Genomic DNA, 20,542 nt, shown 5'->3' with positions numbered 1-20,542 from the left:
CGGGAGCAGCTCATGAGCGCGGCGGACGCGGTCGCGGCGGTCCTCGCCGGGCCTGCGGCGCCCCGTGCCGCGGTCGCCGGAGTGGTCACGCCCACCGGACGGGATGTCGCGGTCGGAGGTCTTGCGGACCTCGCGGGCACCCCGGTCACGCGGGACACCGCGTTCGACCTGGCCTCGGTGTCGAAGGTCGCCGGGACCACCACGGCGATCCTGGGGCTGGTGAGCCGCGGAGACCTGAGGTTCGACGACCCGGTGTCGCGCTTCGTGCCCGACACCTCGTGCGCGCCCGACACCACCGTGCGGCACCTGCTGCTGCATCGCGCCGGGCTCTGGGAGTGGCAGCCGCTGTACCTCGACGGCACGCACACCGATGCCGCCGCCGCGGCGGACGCGCTGCCCCTGCGCTACGGCCTCGACGAGGGACGGCACTACTCCGACCTCGGGTTCATGCTCCTCGGCCGCATCATCGAAGCCATCTCCGGGCTCTCGCTCGACGCCGCCGTGCGGGAGCTCGTGACCGCACCGCTCGGCCTGGACCACACCGGCTACGGTCCGGTCGGCGCGCCCGTGGCATCCTCCGGAATCGGCGATGCGGCCGAGCGCCGCATGGTGGCCACGGGCGAGCCGTACCCGGTCCTCACCGCGCGCCGGCACTTCCCGTGGCGGGAGCAGGAGATCAGCGGCGCCGTGAACGACGGCAACTGCTTCCACGCGCTCGGCGGCGTGTCCGGCCACGCCGGGCTGTTCGGCACGGCCGACGACCTGCTCACCCTCGGCGCCGCGCTCGCCGATGCCGAGCAGCACACCGACCTGTGGCACCCCGATGCGGTGGCCGAGTTGTTCCGCGACGGCCCGGACGCCGGACAGGCGCTGGGCTGGCGCAGCGACACGGTCGCCGTGCACGGGCGGCCGACGCGGATGCTGTGGCACCCCGGCTACACCGGCTGCGCGCTGGGGTTCGTCCCGGGTGCCGGCATCGCCGCGGTGCTGCTGAGCACCCGGCTGTTCGCGGCCGAGATCGCCCCGACCGAGACCCTGTGGCGCACGACGCTGCCCTCCCTGCTGAACGACGCAGAAACGAGTACCCCATGAGCACCCCCGCGCCCGTGCTGAGCATCGACGGCCTCGCCGTCGCCTTCCGGACCGGCTCCGAGCTGGTCACCGCCGTCCGCGACGTCAGTATCGACATCGCCGCAGGCGAGACCGTCGCCGTCGTCGGAGAGTCGGGGTCCGGCAAGTCCACGACAGCCGCGGCCGTCAACCGCCTGCTGCCGGAGAACGGCGTCATCACGGCCGGGACGATCCGCTTCGACGGGCAGGACCTGACGGCGCTGCCGGAGAGCCGGATGATCTCCCTGCGCGGCGCCGGCATCGGCCTCGTCCCGCAGGACCCGATGTCGAACCTCAACCCGCTGATGCGCGTGGGCGAGCAGATCGGCGAGGCGCTGGAGGTGCACGGCCAGACGAGCGGCGACGCCACGAGGGCCCGGGTGGTCGAGCTGCTGGAGATGGTGGGGATCCCCGACGCCGCCCAGCGCGCGAAGCAGTATCCGCACGAGTTCTCGGGCGGCATGCGACAGCGCGTGCTGATCGCGATGGGCCTGGCGTGCAAGCCGCGGCTGCTCATCGCCGACGAGCCCACCTCGGCGCTCGACGTCACGGTGCAGCGCCGCATCCTCGACCAGCTCGACCAGCTCACGGACGAACTGGGCACAGCGGTCTTCCTCATCACGCACGACCTGGCGCTGGCGGCCGAGCGCGCCGACCGGATCGTGGTCATGTTCCGCGGTCGCGTGGTCGAGGAGGGCACGTCCGCCCAGGTGCTCGGCGACCCGCAGCACGAGTACACGAAGCAGCTGCTGGCCGCCGCGCCGAGCCTCGCCTCGCGTCGTGACGCCCTGCCGCAGCGCACGACCTCGAGCGATGCCGTGCCCTTCGTGGAGATCCGCGATCTGCGCAAGGAGTTCCCGCTGCGGGGCGCCAAGGCGGGCGAGCCGCAGACGTTCACGGCGGTCGACGGCGTGAGCTTCGAGATCCGCCGCGGCACGACCGTGTCGATCGTGGGGGAGTCGGGGTCGGGCAAGTCCACGACTGCGAACATGGTGCTCGGGCTGGAGGACGCGACCTCGGGCTCCATCCTCTTCGACGGCCTCGACCTGACGTCCCTCCGCCGCAAGGAGCTGTTCGCGCTGCGCCGCCGCGTGCAGCCGGTGTTCCAGAACCCGTACGCCTCGCTCGACCCGCGGTACACCGTGGAGCAGTCGATCGCCGAGCCGCTGCGCGTGCACCGTATCGGCACCACGGCTTCACGGCACGCCCGGGTCCTGGAGCTGCTGGAGCAGGTCGCGCTCCCCGCCGCGATGGCCGAGCGGCTGCCGCACGAGCTCTCCGGCGGCCAGCGGCAGCGCGTGGCGATCGCGAGGGCCCTGGCACTGGAGCCGGAGCTCGTCGTGCTGGACGAGGCCGTGTCGGCGCTCGACGTCCTGGTGCAGGCGCAGATCCTCGACCTGCTCGCCGACCTGCAGAAGCGCCTGGGCCTGAGCTACCTGTTCATCAGCCACGACCTCGCCGTCGTCCGCATGATCTCGGACGAGGTGCACGTGATGCAGCGCGGGGTCGTGGTCGAGAGCGGGACCCCCGAGCGCATCTTCGACGCGCCGCAGCACCCGTACACGCGGGAGCTGCTGGCCGCGATCCCCGGAGCGTCCCTGGCCTCCTGAGGAGCCGTTTCGGGGGACGGGCGTCGGCTTCAGCGCCGGCGGTCGTCCTCGTCCCAGGGACCTTCCCACCAGCCGGCCCTGCCGTCGTCGGAGCCGCCGCGGCGGGAGCGCACGAACTGCACCACGAACACGATCAGCGACGTGAGCGTGATCAGGATCAGGACGAGGAACAGCAGGTCGCTCTGGGTCATGGTCGCTTCCCCTCCGCCGCGTCCGCGACGATCTTGGCGATGCGCGCCGCCGTGGTCTCCGGGCGCCTGGCCATCGCGATGTGCGTGAGCCCGAGCTTCTTCACCGACTTCGGGAACGCGTCCCAGTTCTCCCGCGCTGCCGGGTTCGCGTCCAGAGCCGCCGTGAGCTCGGGCGGCTCGATGCCCGCCTCCGGCCCGTCGAGCAGGGTCCAGGAGCCGTTCGCCTTAGCGAGCTCGATCGCCCGGATGCCCGCGGGCGCGAGCTGGCCCGTCGCCTCCAGGTCGGCGAGGCGCGCCTTGTTCGTCGCCGCCCATCCGCTGCCGGGTCGTCGCGGAGAGAACCACTGTCCGTTCGTGTCGTCGTCGAACCTGCGCACCGGGCCGTCGATCCATCCGAAGCACAGCGCCTGTCGCACCGCGTCCTCATAGCCGACACCGGTGGCGGCGCGCCCGCGGACGCTCAGCAGCCACACGCCGGCGGCCCGCTCATGGTTCTCCTCGAGCCAGGCGCGCCAGGCCGCGGCATCCTGCGCCGTGATCCGCTCGCCGTCGTCGAGGGCGCCCATGTCAGTCCTCGTCGAGGGTCGGGATCGACGCCGTGATGGTCGGCAGCAGATCGGCGACCGAGTCGACGATCTCGTCCGGACGGAACGGGTACTGCTCGATGCTCCGCCGGGAGCTGATGCCGGTCATCACGAGCACCGTGTGCAGGCCCGCCTCGATGCCCGCCACGATGTCGGTGTCCATGCGGTCGCCGATCATGCCCGTCTTCTTCGAGTGCGCGCCGATCTTGTTCAGCGCGGAGCGGAACATCATCGGGTTGGGCTTGCCGACGACGTACGGCTCCTTGCCGGTGGCCTTCGTGATGAGTGCGGCGATCGCCCCCGTCGCGGGGAGCACGCCGTCGGCGCTCGGCCCTGTCGCGTCGGGGTTGGTGACGATGAAGCGCGAGCCGTTGATGATGTGGCGGATCGCCTTGGTGATCGCCTCGAACGAGTAGTTGCGCGTCTCGCCGACGACCACGAAGTCGGGGTTCGTCTCGGTCATGATGAAGCCGGCTTCGTGCAGGGCGGTGAGGATGCCGGCCTCGCCGATCACGAACGCCGAGCCGCCGGGCAGCTGCTGGGCGAGGAAGTCGGCGGTCGCGAGGGCCGAGGTCCAGATGCGCTCCTCCGGCACCACCAGTCCGCTCGCGCGGAGCCGGGCCGACAGGTCGCGCGCGGTGAAGATCGAGTTGTTCGTCAGCACCAGGTAGGGGATGTCGTTGCTCTCCCATCCGGCGAGCAGCTCGGAGGCCCCGGGGATGGCGTCGTTCTCATGCACCAGCACGCCGTCCATGTCGGTGAGCCAGCATTCGATGTCGTCGCGGTGTGCCATGTGCTCAGCCTAGAGGCCGCAGGTTTCCGGGACCTGACGTTCACAACTCAGGAGAAGTGCACCGAAGACGGCCGGAATCCCCGCAGACGCGACTCGCACGCGCGGATCTCCTGAGTTGTGTACGGCGTGCTGCCGCTACGCGCTGAGCCACACGACGTCGGCGGCTCCATCGGGCAGCGGGCGCTCGACCCCGTCGAGCACAACCCCGGCGGTGGTCACCGTGATCTCCGACCCGACCGTGAGGCCCTGCGCCTCCAGGGCGCGCAGCAGCTCGGGGTCGCGGTCGTCGACGCGGAGCACGCGGCCGGTGTGACCCTCCGCGGCGTCTGCCAGCAGGACGAACGGCTCGCGGTCGATGCGGCCGTCCGCGTCCGGGATCGCGTCGCCGTGGGGGTCGAACCGCGGGCGGCCGAGGCGCTCGTCGATGCCCTCCAGCAGTCGGTCGCTGATGGTGTGCTCCAGCACCTCGGCCTCGTCGTGCACCTCGTCCCAGCGGTAGCCGAACTCCTGCACGAGCCAGGTCTCGATGAGGCGGTGGCGGCGCACCATGGCCAGGGCGCGTGCGGTGCCGGCGTCGGTCAGCCGCACCGCACCGTAGGGGACGTGCGACACGAGTCCCGCGGCCGCGAGCTTCTTCACCATCTCGGTCACCGAGGAGGGGGCGATGCCCAGCTTGGCGGCGAGCACGGACGGGGTGATCGGGGCGTCCTGCCATTCGGTGTGGGCGTAGACGGTCTTCAGGTAGTCGTCAGCTGCGGGGGAGGCCACCCGTCAACCCTACGCGTTCGGGCCGGTGGTGCAGCGGCGAGGGAGGGCGATCAGGTCGCGGTGTCCAGCAGGATCACGGCCGCCCGGCCCGCGAAGAACAGCACCAGGAAGCCGAGCAGAGCGGCGGCGAGCGAGAGGCGTCCGTCGAAGCCCTCGACCTTGTCGATGCCGAGCCGGCGGGCGCGGAAGGCGAGTACGAGCGTCGCGACACCGAGCGCCAGTTGCACCCAAGGGCTGGCCGGGCCGATGACCTTCGGGAACGCGATCAGCAGCCCGCCGATCACGCCGCTCGCGAAGCCGGCCCACGTGAGGATGCGGACGGTGCGGCGGGGGGAGTCGGCAGACATGCTGTCGAGCCTATCCGGGCTCACGACCCCGTCAGCACCAGCCAGAGCAGGGCGCCGTTGAGAGCGATGAGCAGCACGGAGGCGACGATGCCCGCCGCCGTGGTCAGCCGGGTGTTCGTCCAGGCGCCGAGAGTGCGCCGCTGCGCCGTCAGCACCACGAGCGGCAGGAGCGCGAACGGGATGCCGAACGACAGGACCACCTGGCTCAGCACGAGCGCCAGCGTCGGGTCGATGCCCGCGCCGAGGATCGCGAGTGCCGGGATCAGCGTGACGAGTCGCCGCGCGAGCAGCGGGATGCGCACGCGCAGCAGACCGTGCATGATCTCGGCTCCGGCGTAGGCGCCCACCGAGGTCGAGGCGAGACCGGAGGCGAGCAGGCCCACCGCGAAGAACGTCGCGACGACGGGTCCGAGGCCGGCGGCGAGGGCGGCGTGCGCGCCCTCCAGCGAGTCGGTGCCCTCGACGCCCGCGAGGTTGGCGGCGGCGAGCAGCAGGATCCCGAGGTTCACCGACCCCGCGATGACCATCGCTACCGACACGTCCCAGCGGGTGGCTGTGAGCAGGCGGCGGATGCGCGAGGTCTCGACGCGCGCCTGCTCCTCGTGCGGCAGGCCGTCCGCAGAGCCGAAGCGGTCGCGGGCGAGCGAGGAGTGCGCGTAGATCGCGTGCGGCATGATCGTGGCGCCCAGGATGGAGGCGGCGAGCAGCACCGAGCCCGTGCCCTCGAACCGCGGCACAAGGCCGCCCACGACGCCGGCGGGGTCGGGCGGTGCCAGGAACAGTCCAGCCAGGAAGCCGACCGTGATGATGACCATGAGCCCGATGATCACGAACTCGAACGGACGAGCGCCGCGGCGGCTCTGCACCGTGAGCAGCACCATCGACACGGCCCCGGTCAGCAGACCCCCCAGCAGCAGCGGGATGTCGAACAGCAGGTTGAGCGCGACGGCACCGCCGATGATCTCGGCGAGGTCGGTGGCCATGGCCACGAGCTCGGCCTGCAGCCAGTACGCGCGGCGGGCCCACGGGCGGCGGAGTCGCGTGCCCAGCACCTCGGGCAGGCTCTGCCCCGTGACCACGCCGAGCTTGGCGGAGAGGTACTGGATCAGCCACGCCATCACGTTGCCGGCCACGACGACCCACACCAGCAGGTAGCCGTACTGGGCTCCCGCGGTCATGTTGCTGGCGACGTTGCCGGGGTCGAGGTAGGCGACGCCGGCGACGAGGGCGGGCCCGAGCAGCCACAGGCTCCGTGGCGGGGCGGCAGCGGTCGGCGTCGAGGCGGTCACATTTTTAGGCACACCGAAACCGTAGCGCATTTTTCGGTACACCTAAATATCTCGAGGGGCACGCCCGATAGCCTGGCGGGATGGACTCGCGCCCCCTTCCCGATCACCTCGCCTCTCCCGTTGCGGCCGAGATCGCCGCGGACGCGCCCGGCGAGGCGACGGACCCGCGCGGCGAGGCGACGGACCCGCGCGACGAGGTGCACGGCGGCTCGACCGCGCAGCCGGGCTACGGCGTCGGGCCCTGGCCGGGTGGCCGCGAGGCCTGGCCCGAGGATGAGCGCTACGACCCCCATCTGCTCGCGGAGGGGGACACCCGCAACGTGATCGACCGCTACCGCTACTGGCGGATGGAGGCGATCGTGGCCGACCTCGACACCCGCCGACACCCGTTCCACGTGGCGATCGAGAACTGGCAGCACGACATGAACATCGGCTCGATCGTGCGCAGCGCCAACGCGTTCCTCGCCGACACCGTGCACATCATCGGCCGCCGGCGGTGGAACAGGCGCGGGGCGATGGTCACCGACCGGTATCAGCACGTCGTGCACCACGAGGACGTCGCCGCCTTCGCCGCGTGGGCCGCCGCGGAGAAGCTGCCCGTGATCGCGGTCGACAACGTCGAGGGCGCCGTGCCGGTCGACCGCGCCGAGCTGCCGCGCGCGTGCGTGCTGCTCTTCGGCCAGGAGGGTCCGGGGCTGTCCGCCGAGGCGCTCGCCGCGGCCACCGCGCACATCGAGATCACGCAGTACGGCTCGACCCGCTCGATCAACGCGAGCGCCGCAGCCGCCGTCATCATGTACGAGTGGTGCCGCCGCTACGCGGACTGACGCACGACCGCGGCGACCCGGTCAGGCGGTCGCGCGGAGCCAGCGGCCGGAGCGCACCCGCCAGCCGAGCGTGCCGAGCCGCGCCAGCAGATACACGCCGAAGAACGCGACCGCGAGCCAGACCAGGCCGGCGGCGCCGTCGAGGCCGAGCACGGCGATGAGCCAGAGCGCCGGGAGGAACGGCACGAGGTTCAGGCCGCCCGCGATGGCGAGGTAGCGGGCGTCATTCGCCCCCATGAGCACCCCGTCGAGCACGAACACCACCCCGGCGATCGGCTGCGCCACGGCGAGCACGAGGAGCGCGGGCTGCACGAGCTCCGCCACCCTGGGGTCGCCGGTGAACACGATGCCGAGCACACCGGACAGCGCAGCGATGAGCGCCCCGACGATCACGCCGAACCAGACCCCCCACGCGACCGTCCGGCCGAGCACCCGCTGCACCTGCTGCTCGTCGCCTGCGCCGAGCTCCTTGCCGATCAGCGCCTGCGCGGCGATGGCGAGGGCGTCGAGCGCGAAGGCCGCGGCCGAGAAGATCGTGAACACGATCTGCCAGCCCGCGAGCTCGTCCGTGCCGATGCCGGTGGCCACCCCGACGGTCGCGAGCAGGGCCACCCGCAGGCTGACCGTGCGCAGGAACAGCCATCCGCCCGAGGTCGCCGTGTGCCTCAGGCCCTCCCGCTGTGCGCGGAGGGAGGCGCTGTGCCGGGCGGCGAGGCGCTGCACCACGAGCACGTAGGCCGCGACCATGGCCCACTGCGCGGTCACGGTGCCCGCCGCGGAACCGGCGATACCCCAGCCGAGGCCGTAGATGAACAGCCAGTTCAACAGGGCGTTGGCGCCGAAGCCGAGCCCCGCGATCCACAGCGGCGTCACGGTGTCCTGCATCCCGCGCAGCAGGCCGGTCGCGGCGAACACGATCAGCATCGCCGGCAGGCCCCACATGGAGATCACGAGGTAATCGTTCGCCTGGGCGGAGACGGCCTCGCTCGCACCGAACAGCGACACGAGCCACGGCGACGAGACGGCGCCGACGACGGCGAGCACGGCGCCGAGGCCGAGCGCGAGCCACATGCCGTTGATGCCGACCGACACGGCCTCGCCCGGCTTCCCGGCGCCGAATCGGCGTGCGACGGCGGGGGTCGTGGAGTAGGCGAGGAACACCATGAGCCCGACGATGGTCTGCAGCACGGCGCCCGCGATGCCGAGTCCCGCGAGCGGCGCGGTGCCGAGGTGACCGACCAGCGCCGCATCCACGATGAGGAACGCGGGCTCGGCGATCAGGGCGCCCAGCGCAGGGACGGCGAGGCGCAGGATCTCTCGGTTCAGGGTCGTGCGCGCGGCCATCCTCCGAGCCTATGACCTCCCGCCGACACCGCCGGCCGTGCCGCCCGCACGATGTCGACGCGCGTCGCATCCTGGACAGCGTGGGGGACCCCCGTCCTAGGCTGGAGCGTATGACCGACGTGCTTCCGGTGGGCCTCGCCCTCGATGAGTTCAGCTCCGACATCCGCCCGCAGGACGACCTGTACCGCCACGTGAACGGCGCCTGGATCGACCGCACCGAGATCCCCGGCGACAAGGCGCGGTGGGGGTCGTTCCACCTCCTCGCCGAGCAGGCCGAGAAGGACGTGCGCGCGATCATCGAGGAGTCGCAGAGCGCCGAGGAGGGCACGCTCGCCGGGAAGATCGGCGGCCTGTTCGCGAGCTTCATGGACACCGAGCGGATCGCGGCGGCCGGGGTGACCCCGCTCGCGGAGACGCTGGCCGAGATCGACGCGATCGACGGCATCCCCGCGTTCCTCCGCACGGTGGGCGCCTATGACCGCGACGGTCGCGCGCACCTCATCGGGCTGTACATCGAGCCCGACCCCGGCAACCCGGAGCGCTACGTGCCCTTCCTCGTGCAGGCGGGGTTGTCGCTGCCCGACGAGAGCTACTTCCGCCTCGACACGTTCGAGGGCACACGGGCCGCGTACCGCGCGCACCTGGAGCGACTGTTCGATCTCACCGGGGTGTCGGACGCCGCTGCCCAGGCCGACCGCGCGATCGCGCTGGAGACCGAGCTCGCCGGCCACCACTGGGACAACGTGAAGAGCCGCGACGCCGTCGCCACCTACAACCTGAAGAGCTGGGAGGAGATCCAGCAGCTCGCGGGCGTCGACCTCGCGCCCTGGCGGGATGCCGTGGCTCCCGCTCACCCCGAGGCGTTCGCCGAGGCCGTCGTCTACCAGCCCAGCTTCCTGGAGGGCCTCGGCGCCCTGCTCACCGCCGAGCGCCTGGACGACTGGAAGGCGTGGCTGCGCGCCCAGGTCGTCCACGCGGCTGCCCCCTACCTCACCGACGAGATCGTGCAGGAGAACTTCTCGTTCTACGGCACCGAGCTCACGGGCGTGCCCACGATCAGGGAGCGCTGGAAGCGCGGCGTCTCGGTCACCGAGGGCGCGCTGGGCGAGGCGATCGGGAAGGTCTACGTCGAGCGGCACTACCCGCCGACGGCGAAGGCCGCGATGGACGAGCTCGTGGCGAACCTCATCGAGGCGTACCGACAGAGCATCGAGAAGCTGGAGTGGATGACCGCGGAGACCCGGCAGCGCGCTCTGGCCAAGCTCGAGGCGTTCACGCCGAAGATCGGCCACCCCGAGGTCTGGCGCGACTACTCCACCCTCGAGATCGACCGCGCGGACCTGCTCGGCAACGTGCGCCGGGCCGCGATCTTCGAGCACGACCGCAACGTCGCGAAGGTCGGGAAGCCGATCGACCGCACCGAGTGGTACATGCCGCCGCAGACCGTCAACGCGTACTACAACCCGCTGATGAACGAGATCGTGTTCCCCGCGGCCATCCTGCAGTACCCGTTCTTCGATGCGGGGCGTGACGCGGCGGCGAACTACGGCGGCATCGGTGCGGTGATCGGTCATGAGATCGGACACGGCTTCGACGACCAGGGCAGCCGCTACGACGGGGATGGACGCCTGCAGGACTGGTGGACCGACGCCGACCGCGCGGCCTTCGAGGAGCGCACCAAGGAGCTCATCGCGCAGTACGACGCGCTGGTTCCGGAGGGGCTCGACGCGGAGCACCACGTGAACGGCGCCCTCACGATCGGCGAGAACATCGGCGACCTCGGCGGGCTCGGCATCGCGCTGAAGGCGTACGAGCTCTCGCTGGGCGGCGCGGAGGCTCCGGTGATCGACGGCTACACGGGCGTGCAGCGGCTGCTGCTGTCGTGGGCGCAGGTGTGGCAGCAGAAGAGCCGCGAGGCCGAGACGCTGCGACTGCTGACGATCGACCCGCACTCGCCGAACGAGTTCCGCTGCAACCAGATCGTGCGCAACATCGACGCGTTCTACGAGGCCTTCGAGGTGACCGAGAGCGACGCGCTCTGGCTGCCTGCCGCCTCCCGGGTGACCATCTGGTGACCATTCGCCGGACGCTGTGAGGCCAGCCCCGGCGGTGGGGTTACGATATCCCTGCCGCTGGGGAGCGCCTCCCCTCGGCATGCCGATCAACCCCCTCCCGAAGGATCACGCGTGGCCGCTCTCGAGCCTGGCGATGGGTTCCGAAACCCCTCGGTCCCCGAGCCGATGGGAGGCGCGCCCGAGGCGTCGAACGCCCGCCGTTCGCAGCGCACCAGCCGTCGGCTTCCCCGCAGGGCCGCGGTCGGACGCCGCTCCTTCACCGCAACACTGAAGGCGCTGGAGGGCCTGGCCGACGCGGGTGCCCAGGTCTCCGTGCACGTCGTCGACCTCGACTCGCACGTGCATGTCCTCGCGGGCGACGACCACGTGACGATGCCCGTCGCGGGGCTCGGCGTCGTGCCGCTGCTGATCGAGGTCGCCGCGGGTTTCGCGTCGGGCGCGCTGGATCCGCTCGAGATCGTGGAGCGCACGAGCGTCGACGCGGTGGAGACCTCGGGGCTGTGGCGCCATCTCCGTGCGCCGGCGCTGCCGCTGGAGGACCTCGCCGTGCTGGCCGCCACCGCGGGCGACCCCATCGCGGTCAACATCCTGCTGGAGAAGGTCGGGCACGACCGCGTGCGTCAGCGGATCGAAGGGCTCGGCCTGCGCCGCACGGCTCTGCTCGACCGGTTCCGCGACCGCCGCGGCCCGGACGACGCGCCGCAGGTGGCGGTGGGGTCGGCACGGGAGTTCGCCGGGCTGTTCTCCGCCCTCGTGAACTCGCAGGTGGTCGATGCCGCGGTGAGCGCCCAGGTGGCGGAGTGGCTGAGCCTGAACCAGGACCTGAGCCTCGTGGCGTCCGCGACCGGGCTCGACCCGTTCGCGCACGACCACGACGCGCACGGGCTGCTGTTCGTGAACAAGACGGGTCGAGACCGGGGCGTGCGGGCCGAGGCCGGCGTGCTCGCGGGTCCGCGCGCCGGGGTGGGCTACGCGCTCGTGGTGTGCTTCGACGACCTCTCCATCACGCACCGCCTGCGCGCGCACGACGCGTTCCGGGTGCTCGGCGTCGAACTGATGGAGTACACGCACTGACCTCGCCGCGTCGGCCAGCTCCTCCGCCGCCCCAGGTCGCAGATCCGCAAGAGCACGCACGCCGTCGCGACGTCTTTGCGACGAGGGCGCGAAAGTGCGAAACCGTGCCGGTGCGACGTGGCGGAGGTGCGAACCGCGCGGGTGCGACGCCGCGGGTGCGACGCCGCGGGGCATCACCCGGGGAGCGAGGGGTGCTGCTCCGTGCTGCGGCGTCGCGGGATGAACAGCGACAGGATGACGGCCACGATGCCGGCCGCGATCGCGAGCCAGAAGCACACCTCGAAGGCGGCCCTGGTCGGCACGGCCACGCCGCCGACGTCGACGCTCATCGCCGCGAGCACCCCGCCCATCACGGCCGAGGCCGTCGAGGTGCCGACGGAGCGGAACAGCGCGTTGAGTCCGTTCGAGGCGCCCGTCTCGTTCGCGGGGACGGCCCGCATGATGATCATCGGCATCGCCGCGAACGTGAAGCCGATGCCGATCCCGATGAAGATGTTGGCGACGAAGATGTGCCACACCGCGGTCGACCACAGCAGCACGAAGACGTAGGCGAGCACGATCGCGATCGCGCCGACCGTGAACAGCGGACGCGGGCCCACGGTGCGCTCCAGCCAGCCGGACAGCGGCGAGATCACCATCATCACGAGTCCCGCGGGCATGATGACGAGCGAGGCCGCCACCATGTCGAGCCCGAATCCGGCTCCGGTCCCGGCGGGCATCTCCAGCAGCTGCGGGAACGTGACGTTCGAGGCGAACAGGGCGAAGCCCATCCCGATCGCGGCGATGTTCGTGAACAGCACTGCGGGGCGCGCGGCGACCCGCAGGTCGAGCAGCGGATCCTTCGTGCGCAGCTGATACCAGCCCCAGACCAGCAGGACCGCGACGCCGCCGATCACGCACGCCAGGGTCAGCGGCGCCGTCCAGCCCCACTCGGCGCCGCGGGAGACGAAGAGCAGCAGCCCGGTGAGGCCGGTCGCGAGTCCCACCGCACCGAGCACGTCAAGGCGCCCGGGCGAGCGGAGCACGTCTTCGGGGACCACCGCGAGCACGAGGACGAGTCCGAGGACGCCGAGGCCGGCCGCCAGCCAGAACAGCATGTGCCAGTCGGCGTTCTCGGCGAGCAGTGCCGCGACGGGCATGCCGATCGCGCCGCCGACGCCCATGGTCGCGCTCATCAGGGCGACGGCCGTGCCGAGGCGCTCCGGTGACAGCACGTCGCGCATGATCGCGATGCCCAGCGGCACCACCCCCGTGACGGCCCCCTGCAGCGCCCGGCCGATGACGACCCCGACGATGGACCCGGACACGGCGGCGATCACGGAGCCGAGGACGAGGATCGCGAGCAGCACGATCACGACGCGGCGCTTGCCGTACATGTCGCCCAGGCGCCCGGAGATCGGGGTGGCGACGGCGGCGACGAGCAGGGTGATGGTGACGACCCAGCTGGTGTCCTCGCGGGAGGCGTTCAGCAGCTGCGGCAGCTCCGCCTGCAGCGGCACCACCAGCGTGAACATGAACGAGGAGCACAGGCCGGCGAAGGCCAGCACGGCGATGATCGCCCAGCGGGGAGGGGTGCGGGAGAGCCGCTTCCTGGCTCTGTCGTCGCTCGCACCCACCGGTCAAGGCTATCGGCGTTCCGCGGGTGCGGCGCCGGTGTGGTTTCATGGCGCGATGACCGACGACAGCGCGCCCGCGCAGCATCCCGCCGATTCCGCGTACCACCGCCTGCTCCCGATCGGCGAGATCCTCGATGCCTCGGCGATCGCAGAGGGGCTGCCCGGCGCCTTCGACAGCGTCACGATGCGGCCTCTCGAACCGATGCTCGTGCCCGAGAAGCCGCGCGTCGGAGAAGTGGATCCCGAGGAATGCGGTCACTGCGGCCCCAGCGTGCACACCATCTGGCATGACGAGCTCTGGCAGGTTCGTGCGGGGTGGGAGGTCGGCGGCCTGCCCTTCATCGGCGGTGTCGCGCCGCGTGAGCACTGGCTCCTGGAGAACGCCCCGCAGGACGTGCTGGCCGCTCTCGGACCGTTGATGCAGCGCGTGTCGGAGGCCGTCAAGAGCATCCCCGGTGTCGCGCGCTGTCACTTCGGTCGCTGGAACGACGGGTCGGCGCACATGCACATGTGGGCCCTGGCTCGTCCGGCCGGCATGATGCAGGGTCGCGGCGCGGTGCTCGCGTTCTGGGACGGGATCCTGCCGCCGATGCGCACAGAGATGGCGGAGGATCACCTGGGGATCGTCGCGGAGGCCCTGGCCGCGGGGGGTGGCGAGGCGTTCCCGCACCGGTGAGCTCGCCGGGGCCGCACCGCAGAGGCCGTCCCCCTGACCGGGGCACGGTTTCCGCGAACCGGGGGAGGAGGGGCAGACTGGGTCCGTGCGAACCATCCGCGATCTGGACACCGTTGAACTCATCCTCGACGCGCAGGGCCTGCTCGACTCCATCCGGGGTCCGCAGCGCGTGGTGGATGCCGGGACCCTGCGCGCCCTGCAGCAGTCGGGCAACTACGTCGTCGGCTTCTTCGACGGCGAGGGCGACGACGAACGCATGGTGGGCGCGTCCATCGCGTTCTTCGGGGAGCCGGCGCGGCGCGCGATGCACTCGCACATCACGGCGCTGCTGCCCGAGTACCGCGGCCGCGGCTGGGGGCGCGAGCTCAAGGAGCACCAGCGCCAGTGGGCGTTCTCGCGCGACGTCGGCCGCATCACCTGGACCTTCGACCCGCTGGTCGCCCGCAACGCGCACTTCTTCCTGACCGTGCTCGGCGCCCGCGCCACGGGCTACTCCGTCAACCGGTACGGCATCTTCGGCGGCGGCGATGCGGGCGATGAGAGCGACCGCCTCGACGTCGAGTGGGCGCTGGCCGACATCGCGAAGCCCCCGGCCGCCGACGCCGTGGTCGAGACACTGGAGATCCCGGACGACATCGAGGCCCTGCGCGTGTCCGACCCCGAGGCCGCGCACGAGTGGCGGCTGCGTCTGCGCGCGCAGATGGAGGGGCTGCTCGGCAGCGGTCTGCGGATCGCCGGGTTCGAGGCGGGGCGCGGCTACCTCTTCACGGCCTGAGCGCGTGCCGGCGGCGGCTCAGCGCACACCCCGCATGAGCCGCAGCACCGGCTTGACGCTCAGCAGCAGCCCGACTCCGACGAGGATCGCGATGCCGCCGAGGATCGAGAAGAACGGCACCTCGTTCTCCGGGTCGTAGAACCGCACGAGCTCGCCCGAGATGGCGGTGCCGAGGGCGATCGACAGGAAGAACAGCGCCACCATCTGCGTCTGGAACACTGCGGGAGCGAGCTTCGTCGTGACCGAGAGCCCGACCGGAGAGAGCAGCAGCTCGGCGACCGTGAAGACGAAGAGGATCCCGACGATCGCCAGCAGCGGGGTGGAGTTCGCCCCGCCGCCCGCGAACGGCAGGAACAGCGGGAACGCCGAGCCCATGATGATGGCGGCGAGCGCGAACTTCACCGGCGTCGACGGCTGACGCGTGCCGAGCTTCGTCCAGATGGCGGCGAAGACGCCGGACAGGATGATGATGAAGACCGGGTTGATCGACTGAACCCAGGAGACCGGCATCTCCCAGCCGAACAGGTTCCGGTCGAGGCGCTTGTCCGAGTAGATGGTCAGCACCGTGAACTGCTGCTGGTACAGCGACCAGAAGGCGACGCTCGTGAGGAACAGCGGCAGGAAGCCCCACACCCGCGAGCGCTCGGTGGCGTCGATGCGGCGGCTGGTGAGGATCACGGCGAAATAGGCGATGGCGGCGACCACGGTGATGACGATCACGATGAGGGCGAGGTTGCCCACCTGGATGACGCCGGTCAGGACGAGCACCGCGATGAGGAGCACCGCGCCCACGGCGATGCCGGCGACCAGCGGATAGCGCGAGCGGGGGAGCGGGTTCGGGACCGCGCGGGCGGAGTCGGGAAGCCCGCGTCGGCCGAACGAGTACTGCACGAGGCCCAGGGTCATGCCGAGCGCCGCGAGGCCGAAGCCCCAGTGGAAGCCGAGGGTCGACTGCAGGAGCCCGGTGAGGATCGGACCGAGGAAGGCGCCGAGGTTGATGCCGAGGTAGAAGAGCGAGAAGCCGGCGTCGCGGCGCACGTCGTCCGGGCGGTAGAGCGTTCCGACGACCGCTGTCGCGTTGGCCTTCAGGCCTCCGGAGCCGAGAGCCACGAGCACGAGGCCGACGCCGACGCCCACGAACCCGGGCAGCAGCGCCAGGGCCAGGTGGCCGCAGACGATGACGATGGCGCTGACGAAGAGCACCCGCTCCGAGCCGAACAGCCGGTCGGCGAGCCAGGCGCCGAGGATGGTCGACAGGTACACGGAGCCGCCGTACGCGCCGAGGATGCCGCCCGCCACCGACTCCGGCAGGCCGAGACCGCCCTGGGCGACCGAGAAGTACAGGTAGATGAGCAGGATGCCCTGCATGCCGTAGAAGCTGAACCGCTCCCACATCTCCACGCCGAAGATGTGGACGAGCGACCACGGCTGCCCGAAGAAGCGGGTGTCCTCGTCGCGGGAGGCGGGCCGTGCCGATGCGGTGCTCATGCGTGGGACGGTACTCTCCGGGGGTCCGCGCGGCCAGGGGGCGCGCTGCGACCACGGATAGAATGGCGGTGCCCGTGCTCACGGGCGTTCTCCGCATCCGACCATTGGAGCCACCGTGGCCGAACAGTCCCGTCTTGACAAGGTCATCGCCCTCGCCCGCCACCGCGGGTTCGTCTTCCAGGCGGGTGAGATCTACGGCGGTTCGCGTTCCGCCTGGGACTACGGACCCCTCGGTACCGAGCTCAAGGAGAACATCCGGCGGCAGTGGTGGCAGACGTTCGTCCGCGGTCGCGGAGACATGGTCGGCCTGGACTCGAGCATCATCCTGCCCAAGCGCGTGTGGGAGGCCTCGGGGCACGTCGCGACGTTCACCGACCCGCTGGTCGAGTGCCTGCAGTGCCACAAGCGCTTCCGCGCCGACAACCTGATCGAGGACTTCGAGGCGCGCAAGGGTCGCAAGGCCGAGAACGGGCTGGCCGACGTGCCGTGCCCGAACTGCGGCACGAAGGGGCAGTACACGGAGCCGAAGGCCTTCTCCGGCCTCGTCAAGACGTACCTCGGCGTCGTGGACGACGAGTCGGGCCTCTACTACCTGCGCCCCGAGACCGCGCAGGGCATCTTCGTGAACTTCTCCAACGTGCTCACCGCGAGCCGCAAGAAGCCGCCGTTCGGCATCGGCCAGGTCGGCAAGGCGTTCCGCAACGAGATCACGCCGGGCAACTTCATCTTCCGCACGCGCGAGTTCGAGCAGATGGAGATCGAGTTCTTCACCCCGCCCGCCGAAGCCCCGCAGTGGTTCGACCACTGGGTCGAGGCGTGCTGGAACTGGTTCATCGACCTCGGCATCGATCCCGAGAACATGCGGCAGTTCGACGTGCCGGAAGAGGACCGCGCGCACTACTCGGCCGGCACGATCGACGTGGAGTACCGCTTCGGCTTCGCGGGCAAGGAGTGGGGCGAACTGATGGGCGTCGCGAACCGCACCGACTACGACCTCTCCAGTCACAGCGAGGCGTCGGGCCAGAGCCTGACGTACTTCGACCAGGCCACGGGGGAGCGCTACACCCCGTACGTGATCGAGCCGTCGTTCGGCCTCACGCGCGCCATGATGGCTTTCCTCGTCGACGCCTATGTCGAGGAGCAGGTGCCTAACGCCAAGGGCGGCACCGACACCCGCACGGTGCTGAAGCTCGACCCGCGTCTGGCGCCCGTGAAGGCCGCGGTGCTTCCGCTCAGCCGCAACGAGAACCTGTCCCCGCTCGCGCGCGAGGTGGCCGACACGCTGCGCGGTTCGTGGGCCGTGGACTTCGACGACGCCGGTGCCATCGGCCGCCGTTACCGCCGTCAGGACGAGATCGGCACGCCGTTCTGCGTCACGGTCGACTTCGATTCGCTAGACGACCGCGCCGTGACGGTGCGCGACCGCGACACGATGGCGCAGGAGCGCGTGCCGATCGACGGCCTGCACGCGTATCTCGCGGAGCGCCTGCGCGGCGCCTGAGCACGGCGGGTCTCGCGCCCGCCTGACCGGAACCCCCTTCTGCCGCCCCGGTGGGAGGGGGTTCCGGCGTGGGAGGGTCGGCGGGCGCGGTCAGGAACCGGCGACCGCGCGGGCGTAGCGCTCGGAGAGCAGCTGCAGGCGGGGGAGGAGCTCCGGCGGGCTCTCCACGGTGAAGTCCATCATCAGCATCCCGATGTAGGCGGCGACGGTGTCGAGGCTGTCCGCGCCCGTGACGAGGATGCAGTGGTCGTCGTCCACCGGCTCGACGACGCCGACCGCGGCGTGGATCCGGTCGAGGACGGCTTCGGCGGGCGCATCGATGCGCAGTCGGGCGTGCACCTTCCAGCCGCTCACGGCGATGGTGCGCATGGCGAACGCGGTGTAGTCGCCGCCCGGCAGGGGCTGCGGCTCGAAGCGGCGACGTGTGGGCATCCGCAGCTGCATCCAGTCGACGCGGTACGTGTCCCATTCGCCGGACTCGGGGTCGCGGCCCACGAGGTACCAGCGGCGCACCCAGGTCAGCAGGCGGTAGGGCTCGACACGCAGGGAGACGCCGTCGTAGTCGAAGCGCAGCCACTCCTGATCGCGGATCGCGCCGGCGATCGCCCGCAGGGTGGCCGGATCGACCTCGGGGTCCGGTACATCGGTGTCGTTGTTCTCCGGGGCACGGTCGACGCTCGTGCGCAGGGCGTCGACGGTGGGCCGGAGATGGGAGGGGAGGACCTGTTCGAGCTTGGCAAGGGCGCGCGCGCCGGATTCGGCAACCCCCGTGATACCGGCGGCGGCGCGCAGGCCGACCGTCACCGCCACCGCCTCCTCATCGTCGAGCAGCAGCGGAGGGAGCTTGCCGCCCGCGCCGAGTCGGTAGCCGCCGGTCGATCCGCGCGTGGCGTCGACCGGGTACCCGAGGTCGCGCAGCCGCTCGACGTCATGGCGGACGGTGCGCGCGGAGACGCCGAGACGCTGGGCGAGCTCGCGTCCCGACCGCTCGGGGCCGGTCTGCAGGAGAGCGAGGAGGGCGAGCAGCCGGGCGGTCGGATCGGCCATGCGGAACCTCCCGATGATGCCGATTTCATTAGGAACAGATCCAGCCTAATGCCCTTCTATCGTCGGAGACATGAACACCGCACTCGACATCCGTCCCTTCGCCGTCGACATCTCCGCCGTCGAGATCGCCGACCTCCATGAGCGCCTCGCGCGCACCCGCCTCCCGCGTACTGCGCCGGTCGATGACTGGGACGCCGGCACCCCGAACTCCTACCTGCGCGAGGCCATCGCGGCCTGGCAGGAGTTCGACTGGGCGGAAGCCCAGGAGCGTCTCAACGCCCACCCGCAGTTCACGACCGAGATCGACGGGCAGACCATCCACTTCCTGCACGTGCGCTCACGGCATGAGAACGCGACGCCCCTCCTGCTCGCCCACACCTACCCCGGCTCGGCCGTCGACTACCTCGACCTCATCGACCGCCTCACCGATCCGGAGGCCCACGGCGGCCGCGCGGAGGACGCGTTCCACCTGGTGATCCCGGACGCCCCCGGCTACGGGTTCTCGCAGCCGCTCGCCGCGGCGGGCTGGACCGTCGCGAAGGTCGCCGCGGCGTACGACCGGCTCATGCGCGGGCTCGGGTACGAGCGCTACGGCATCCACGGCTCCGACAACGGCGCCATGGTCGCGCGCGAGCTGGGGCTGCTCGCGCCGGAGGGCTTCCTCGGCCTGCACGTGCTGCAGCTGTTCTCGTTCCCGTCCGGCGACCCGGCGGAGTTCGAGAAGCTGGAGCCGCAGGACTACGCCGGTCTCGAGCACATGCAGTGGTTCCAGTCGGTCGGCGGCTACAACACGATGAACTCGTCCCGGCCGCAGACCGTGGCGGTGGGGCTCAGCGACTCCCCGGTCGGCCTGCTGGCGTACAGCGAGCTGTTCAACTCCTTCGGCAACGGCACCTCGCTCGTGCCGCTCGACAGCATCCTGCTGGAGGTGAGCGTGAACTGGTTCGCGAACGCCGCCTCGGGCATGAGCCGGAGCTACCTGGAGAACGCCAGGGCCGAGGCCGAGCCGCGCATCAACCATGCGCCGACCGGGGTCGCCGTCTTCGCCGACGACTTCCAGACCATTCGGGTCTTCGCGGAGCGCGACAACGACAACATCGTGCACTGGAGCCGCTTCGACGAGGGCGGCCACTTCGCCGCACTGGAGCGCCCGGACGAGCTCGCCGGAGACATCCGGGCGTTCTTCGCCGCGCTGCGCTGATCCTCGGCCTCACCGGCTGCCACCCTCGACCGCCCTCGCACCGTCCCCGCGAGGGCGGTCCTGAGTCGGCGTCCGTGCGACGCGGGTTCGGGTGTCCGTGTCGAGTGAGGATGCACGCGGGACCGGGTGGTGTCGTGGGTGGCGCTCGTCGAGGTGCTGCGCTGAAGCCCATGCTGGCGCGCGCGACAGCCAGCTGCTAGGTTCTTCGTCCGTGGGTACTCTGATT

Annotated in this window: 19 protein-coding genes; 9 read left to right on the top strand and 10 right to left on the bottom strand. The window is 71.2% G+C overall.

The genetic code is table 11. From position 1 onward, the window contains the following. Positions 1-12: 12 nt before the first annotated feature. Together M3C17_RS04120 and M3C17_RS04115 are read left to right on the top strand one after the other, a co-directional pair. A complete protein-coding gene (locus M3C17_RS04120) occupies positions 13-1,092 on the top strand; it encodes a serine hydrolase (protein WP_259976377.1) in 1,080 nt (359 codons plus the stop codon). Then, positions 1,089-2,720, top strand: coding sequence for an ABC transporter ATP-binding protein (locus M3C17_RS04115; protein ID WP_259976376.1), 1,632 nt, complete (start codon positions 1,089-1,091; stop codon positions 2,718-2,720). The genes M3C17_RS04120 and M3C17_RS04115 overlap by 4 nt, the downstream gene beginning before the upstream one ends. A 29-nt stretch (positions 2,721-2,749) precedes the next feature. Here M3C17_RS04115 and M3C17_RS04110 read toward each other — a convergent pair whose 3' ends face one another. From M3C17_RS04110 to M3C17_RS04085, 6 genes are all read right to left on the bottom strand, one after another. After that, on the bottom strand, positions 2,750-2,911 hold the full coding sequence (locus M3C17_RS04110) for a hypothetical protein (RefSeq protein WP_259976374.1): 162 nt from the start codon (positions 2,909-2,911) through the stop codon (positions 2,750-2,752). Continuing rightward, positions 2,908-3,477, bottom strand: coding sequence for a YdeI family protein (locus M3C17_RS04105; protein WP_259976373.1), 570 nt, complete (start codon positions 3,475-3,477; stop codon positions 2,908-2,910). The genes M3C17_RS04110 and M3C17_RS04105 overlap by 4 nt, the downstream gene beginning before the upstream one ends. 1 nt (position 3,478) lies before the next feature. Beyond that, positions 3,479-4,288, bottom strand: coding sequence for an HAD-IIA family hydrolase (locus M3C17_RS04100; protein ID WP_259976372.1), 810 nt, complete (start codon positions 4,286-4,288; stop codon positions 3,479-3,481). Positions 4,289-4,423: 135 nt separating this feature from the next. Then, on the bottom strand, positions 4,424-5,056 hold the full coding sequence (locus tag M3C17_RS04095; RefSeq protein WP_259976371.1) for a metal-dependent transcriptional regulator: 633 nt from the start codon (positions 5,054-5,056) through the stop codon (positions 4,424-4,426). Between the two features lie 50 nt (positions 5,057-5,106). Continuing rightward, positions 5,107-5,403, bottom strand: a complete 297-nt coding sequence (locus M3C17_RS04090; protein WP_259976370.1) for a hypothetical protein — start codon at positions 5,401-5,403, stop codon at positions 5,107-5,109. 20 nt (positions 5,404-5,423) lie between these two features. Further along, the gene (locus M3C17_RS04085) at positions 5,424-6,704 is read right to left on the bottom strand and encodes an Nramp family divalent metal transporter (RefSeq protein ID WP_259976369.1); all 1,281 of its coding nucleotides are present in this window, start codon (positions 6,702-6,704) and stop codon (positions 5,424-5,426) included. Between the two features lie 68 nt (positions 6,705-6,772). On the opposite strand from M3C17_RS04085, the gene M3C17_RS04080 reads away from it, so the two are divergent. Then, the gene (locus tag M3C17_RS04080) at positions 6,773-7,519 is read left to right on the top strand and encodes a TrmH family RNA methyltransferase (RefSeq protein WP_259976368.1); all 747 of its coding nucleotides are present in this window, start codon (positions 6,773-6,775) and stop codon (positions 7,517-7,519) included. A 21-nt stretch (positions 7,520-7,540) separates the two neighbouring features. Here M3C17_RS04080 and M3C17_RS04075 read toward each other — a convergent pair whose 3' ends face one another. Then, positions 7,541-8,863 carry an MATE family efflux transporter gene (locus M3C17_RS04075; protein ID WP_259976367.1) on the bottom strand — a complete coding sequence of 441 codons (1,323 nt, stop codon included), beginning with the start codon at positions 8,861-8,863 and terminating at the stop codon, positions 7,541-7,543. A 110-nt stretch (positions 8,864-8,973) separates the two neighbouring features. Between M3C17_RS04075 and M3C17_RS04070 the strand changes: the two genes are divergently transcribed. Both M3C17_RS04070 and M3C17_RS04065 read left to right on the top strand, forming a co-directional pair. Next, positions 8,974-10,938: a M13 family metallopeptidase gene (locus M3C17_RS04070; protein WP_259976366.1), complete on the top strand. Its 1,965-nt coding sequence runs from the start codon at positions 8,974-8,976 to the stop codon at positions 10,936-10,938. A gap of 111 nt (positions 10,939-11,049) precedes the next feature. After that, entirely contained in the window at positions 11,050-12,012 is a 963-nt protein-coding gene (locus M3C17_RS04065) for a serine hydrolase (RefSeq protein ID WP_259976365.1), read from the top strand. A 173-nt stretch (positions 12,013-12,185) separates the two neighbouring features. On the opposite strand, the gene M3C17_RS04060 is transcribed toward M3C17_RS04065, so the two are convergent. After that, a complete protein-coding gene (locus M3C17_RS04060) occupies positions 12,186-13,628 on the bottom strand; it encodes an MFS transporter (protein ID WP_259976364.1) in 1,443 nt (480 codons plus the stop codon). 55 nt (positions 13,629-13,683) lie between these two features. Here M3C17_RS04060 and M3C17_RS04055 point away from each other — a divergent pair, with 55 nt between their 5' ends. Next, the gene (locus M3C17_RS04055; protein ID WP_259976363.1) at positions 13,684-14,304 is read left to right on the top strand and encodes a hypothetical protein; all 621 of its coding nucleotides are present in this window, start codon (positions 13,684-13,686) and stop codon (positions 14,302-14,304) included. Positions 14,305-14,389: 85 nt separating this feature from the next. Beyond that, positions 14,390-15,079: a GNAT family N-acetyltransferase gene (locus M3C17_RS04050; RefSeq protein WP_259976362.1), complete on the top strand. Its 690-nt coding sequence runs from the start codon at positions 14,390-14,392 to the stop codon at positions 15,077-15,079. An 18-nt stretch (positions 15,080-15,097) separates the two neighbouring features. Here M3C17_RS04050 and M3C17_RS04045 read toward each other — a convergent pair whose 3' ends face one another. Beyond that, entirely contained in the window at positions 15,098-16,567 is a 1,470-nt protein-coding gene (locus tag M3C17_RS04045) for a peptide MFS transporter (RefSeq protein WP_259976361.1), read from the bottom strand. Between the two features lie 115 nt (positions 16,568-16,682). Here M3C17_RS04045 and M3C17_RS04040 point away from each other — a divergent pair, with 115 nt between their 5' ends. Continuing rightward, positions 16,683-18,068 carry a glycine--tRNA ligase gene (locus tag M3C17_RS04040; protein ID WP_259976360.1) on the top strand — a complete coding sequence of 462 codons (1,386 nt, stop codon included), beginning with the start codon at positions 16,683-16,685 and terminating at the stop codon, positions 18,066-18,068. A 90-nt stretch (positions 18,069-18,158) separates the two neighbouring features. On the opposite strand, the gene M3C17_RS04035 is transcribed toward M3C17_RS04040, so the two are convergent. After that, positions 18,159-19,115, bottom strand: coding sequence for a YafY family protein (locus M3C17_RS04035; protein WP_259976359.1), 957 nt, complete (start codon positions 19,113-19,115; stop codon positions 18,159-18,161). Between the two features lie 70 nt (positions 19,116-19,185). Here M3C17_RS04035 and M3C17_RS04030 point away from each other — a divergent pair, with 70 nt between their 5' ends. Beyond that, entirely contained in the window at positions 19,186-20,316 is a 1,131-nt protein-coding gene (locus M3C17_RS04030; protein WP_259976358.1) for an epoxide hydrolase family protein, read from the top strand. The last annotated feature ends 226 nt before the right edge of the window (positions 20,317-20,542 follow it).

The organism is Microbacterium sp. p3-SID336 (assembly GCF_025143365.1).
GTDB lineage: Bacteria > Actinomycetota > Actinomycetes > Actinomycetales > Microbacteriaceae > Microbacterium.
The sequence above is the reverse complement of the archived record's forward strand: the minus strand, read 5'-3'. Positions and strand labels throughout refer to the sequence as shown.

Excerpts from the sequence above, each read along its gene's own strand:
- M3C17_RS04045 (WP_259976361.1), bottom strand. The coding sequence starts at position 16,567 with ATGAGCACCGCATCGGCACGGCCCGCCTCCCGCGACGAGGACACCCGC.
- M3C17_RS04030 (WP_259976358.1), top strand. The coding sequence starts at position 19,186 with ATGAACACCGCACTCGACATCCGTCCCTTCGCCGTCGACATCTCCGCC.
- M3C17_RS04110 (WP_259976374.1), bottom strand. The coding sequence starts at position 2,911 with ATGACCCAGAGCGACCTGCTGTTCCTCGTCCTGATCCTGATCACGCTC.
- M3C17_RS04075 (WP_259976367.1), bottom strand. The coding sequence starts at position 8,863 with ATGGCCGCGCGCACGACCCTGAACCGAGAGATCCTGCGCCTCGCCGTC.
- M3C17_RS04090 (WP_259976370.1), bottom strand. The coding sequence starts at position 5,403 with ATGTCTGCCGACTCCCCCCGCCGCACCGTCCGCATCCTCACGTGGGCC.
- M3C17_RS04115 (WP_259976376.1), top strand. The coding sequence starts at position 1,089 with ATGAGCACCCCCGCGCCCGTGCTGAGCATCGACGGCCTCGCCGTCGCC.
- M3C17_RS04100 (WP_259976372.1), bottom strand. The coding sequence starts at position 4,288 with ATGGCACACCGCGACGACATCGAATGCTGGCTCACCGACATGGACGGC.
- M3C17_RS04055 (WP_259976363.1), top strand. The coding sequence starts at position 13,684 with ATGACCGACGACAGCGCGCCCGCGCAGCATCCCGCCGATTCCGCGTAC.
- M3C17_RS04120 (WP_259976377.1), top strand. The coding sequence starts at position 13 with ATGAGCGCGGCGGACGCGGTCGCGGCGGTCCTCGCCGGGCCTGCGGCG.
- M3C17_RS04105 (WP_259976373.1), bottom strand. The coding sequence starts at position 3,477 with ATGGGCGCCCTCGACGACGGCGAGCGGATCACGGCGCAGGATGCCGCG.
- M3C17_RS04080 (WP_259976368.1), top strand. The coding sequence starts at position 6,773 with ATGGACTCGCGCCCCCTTCCCGATCACCTCGCCTCTCCCGTTGCGGCC.
- M3C17_RS04035 (WP_259976359.1), bottom strand. The coding sequence starts at position 19,115 with ATGGCCGATCCGACCGCCCGGCTGCTCGCCCTCCTCGCTCTCCTGCAG.
- M3C17_RS04070 (WP_259976366.1), top strand. The coding sequence starts at position 8,974 with ATGACCGACGTGCTTCCGGTGGGCCTCGCCCTCGATGAGTTCAGCTCC.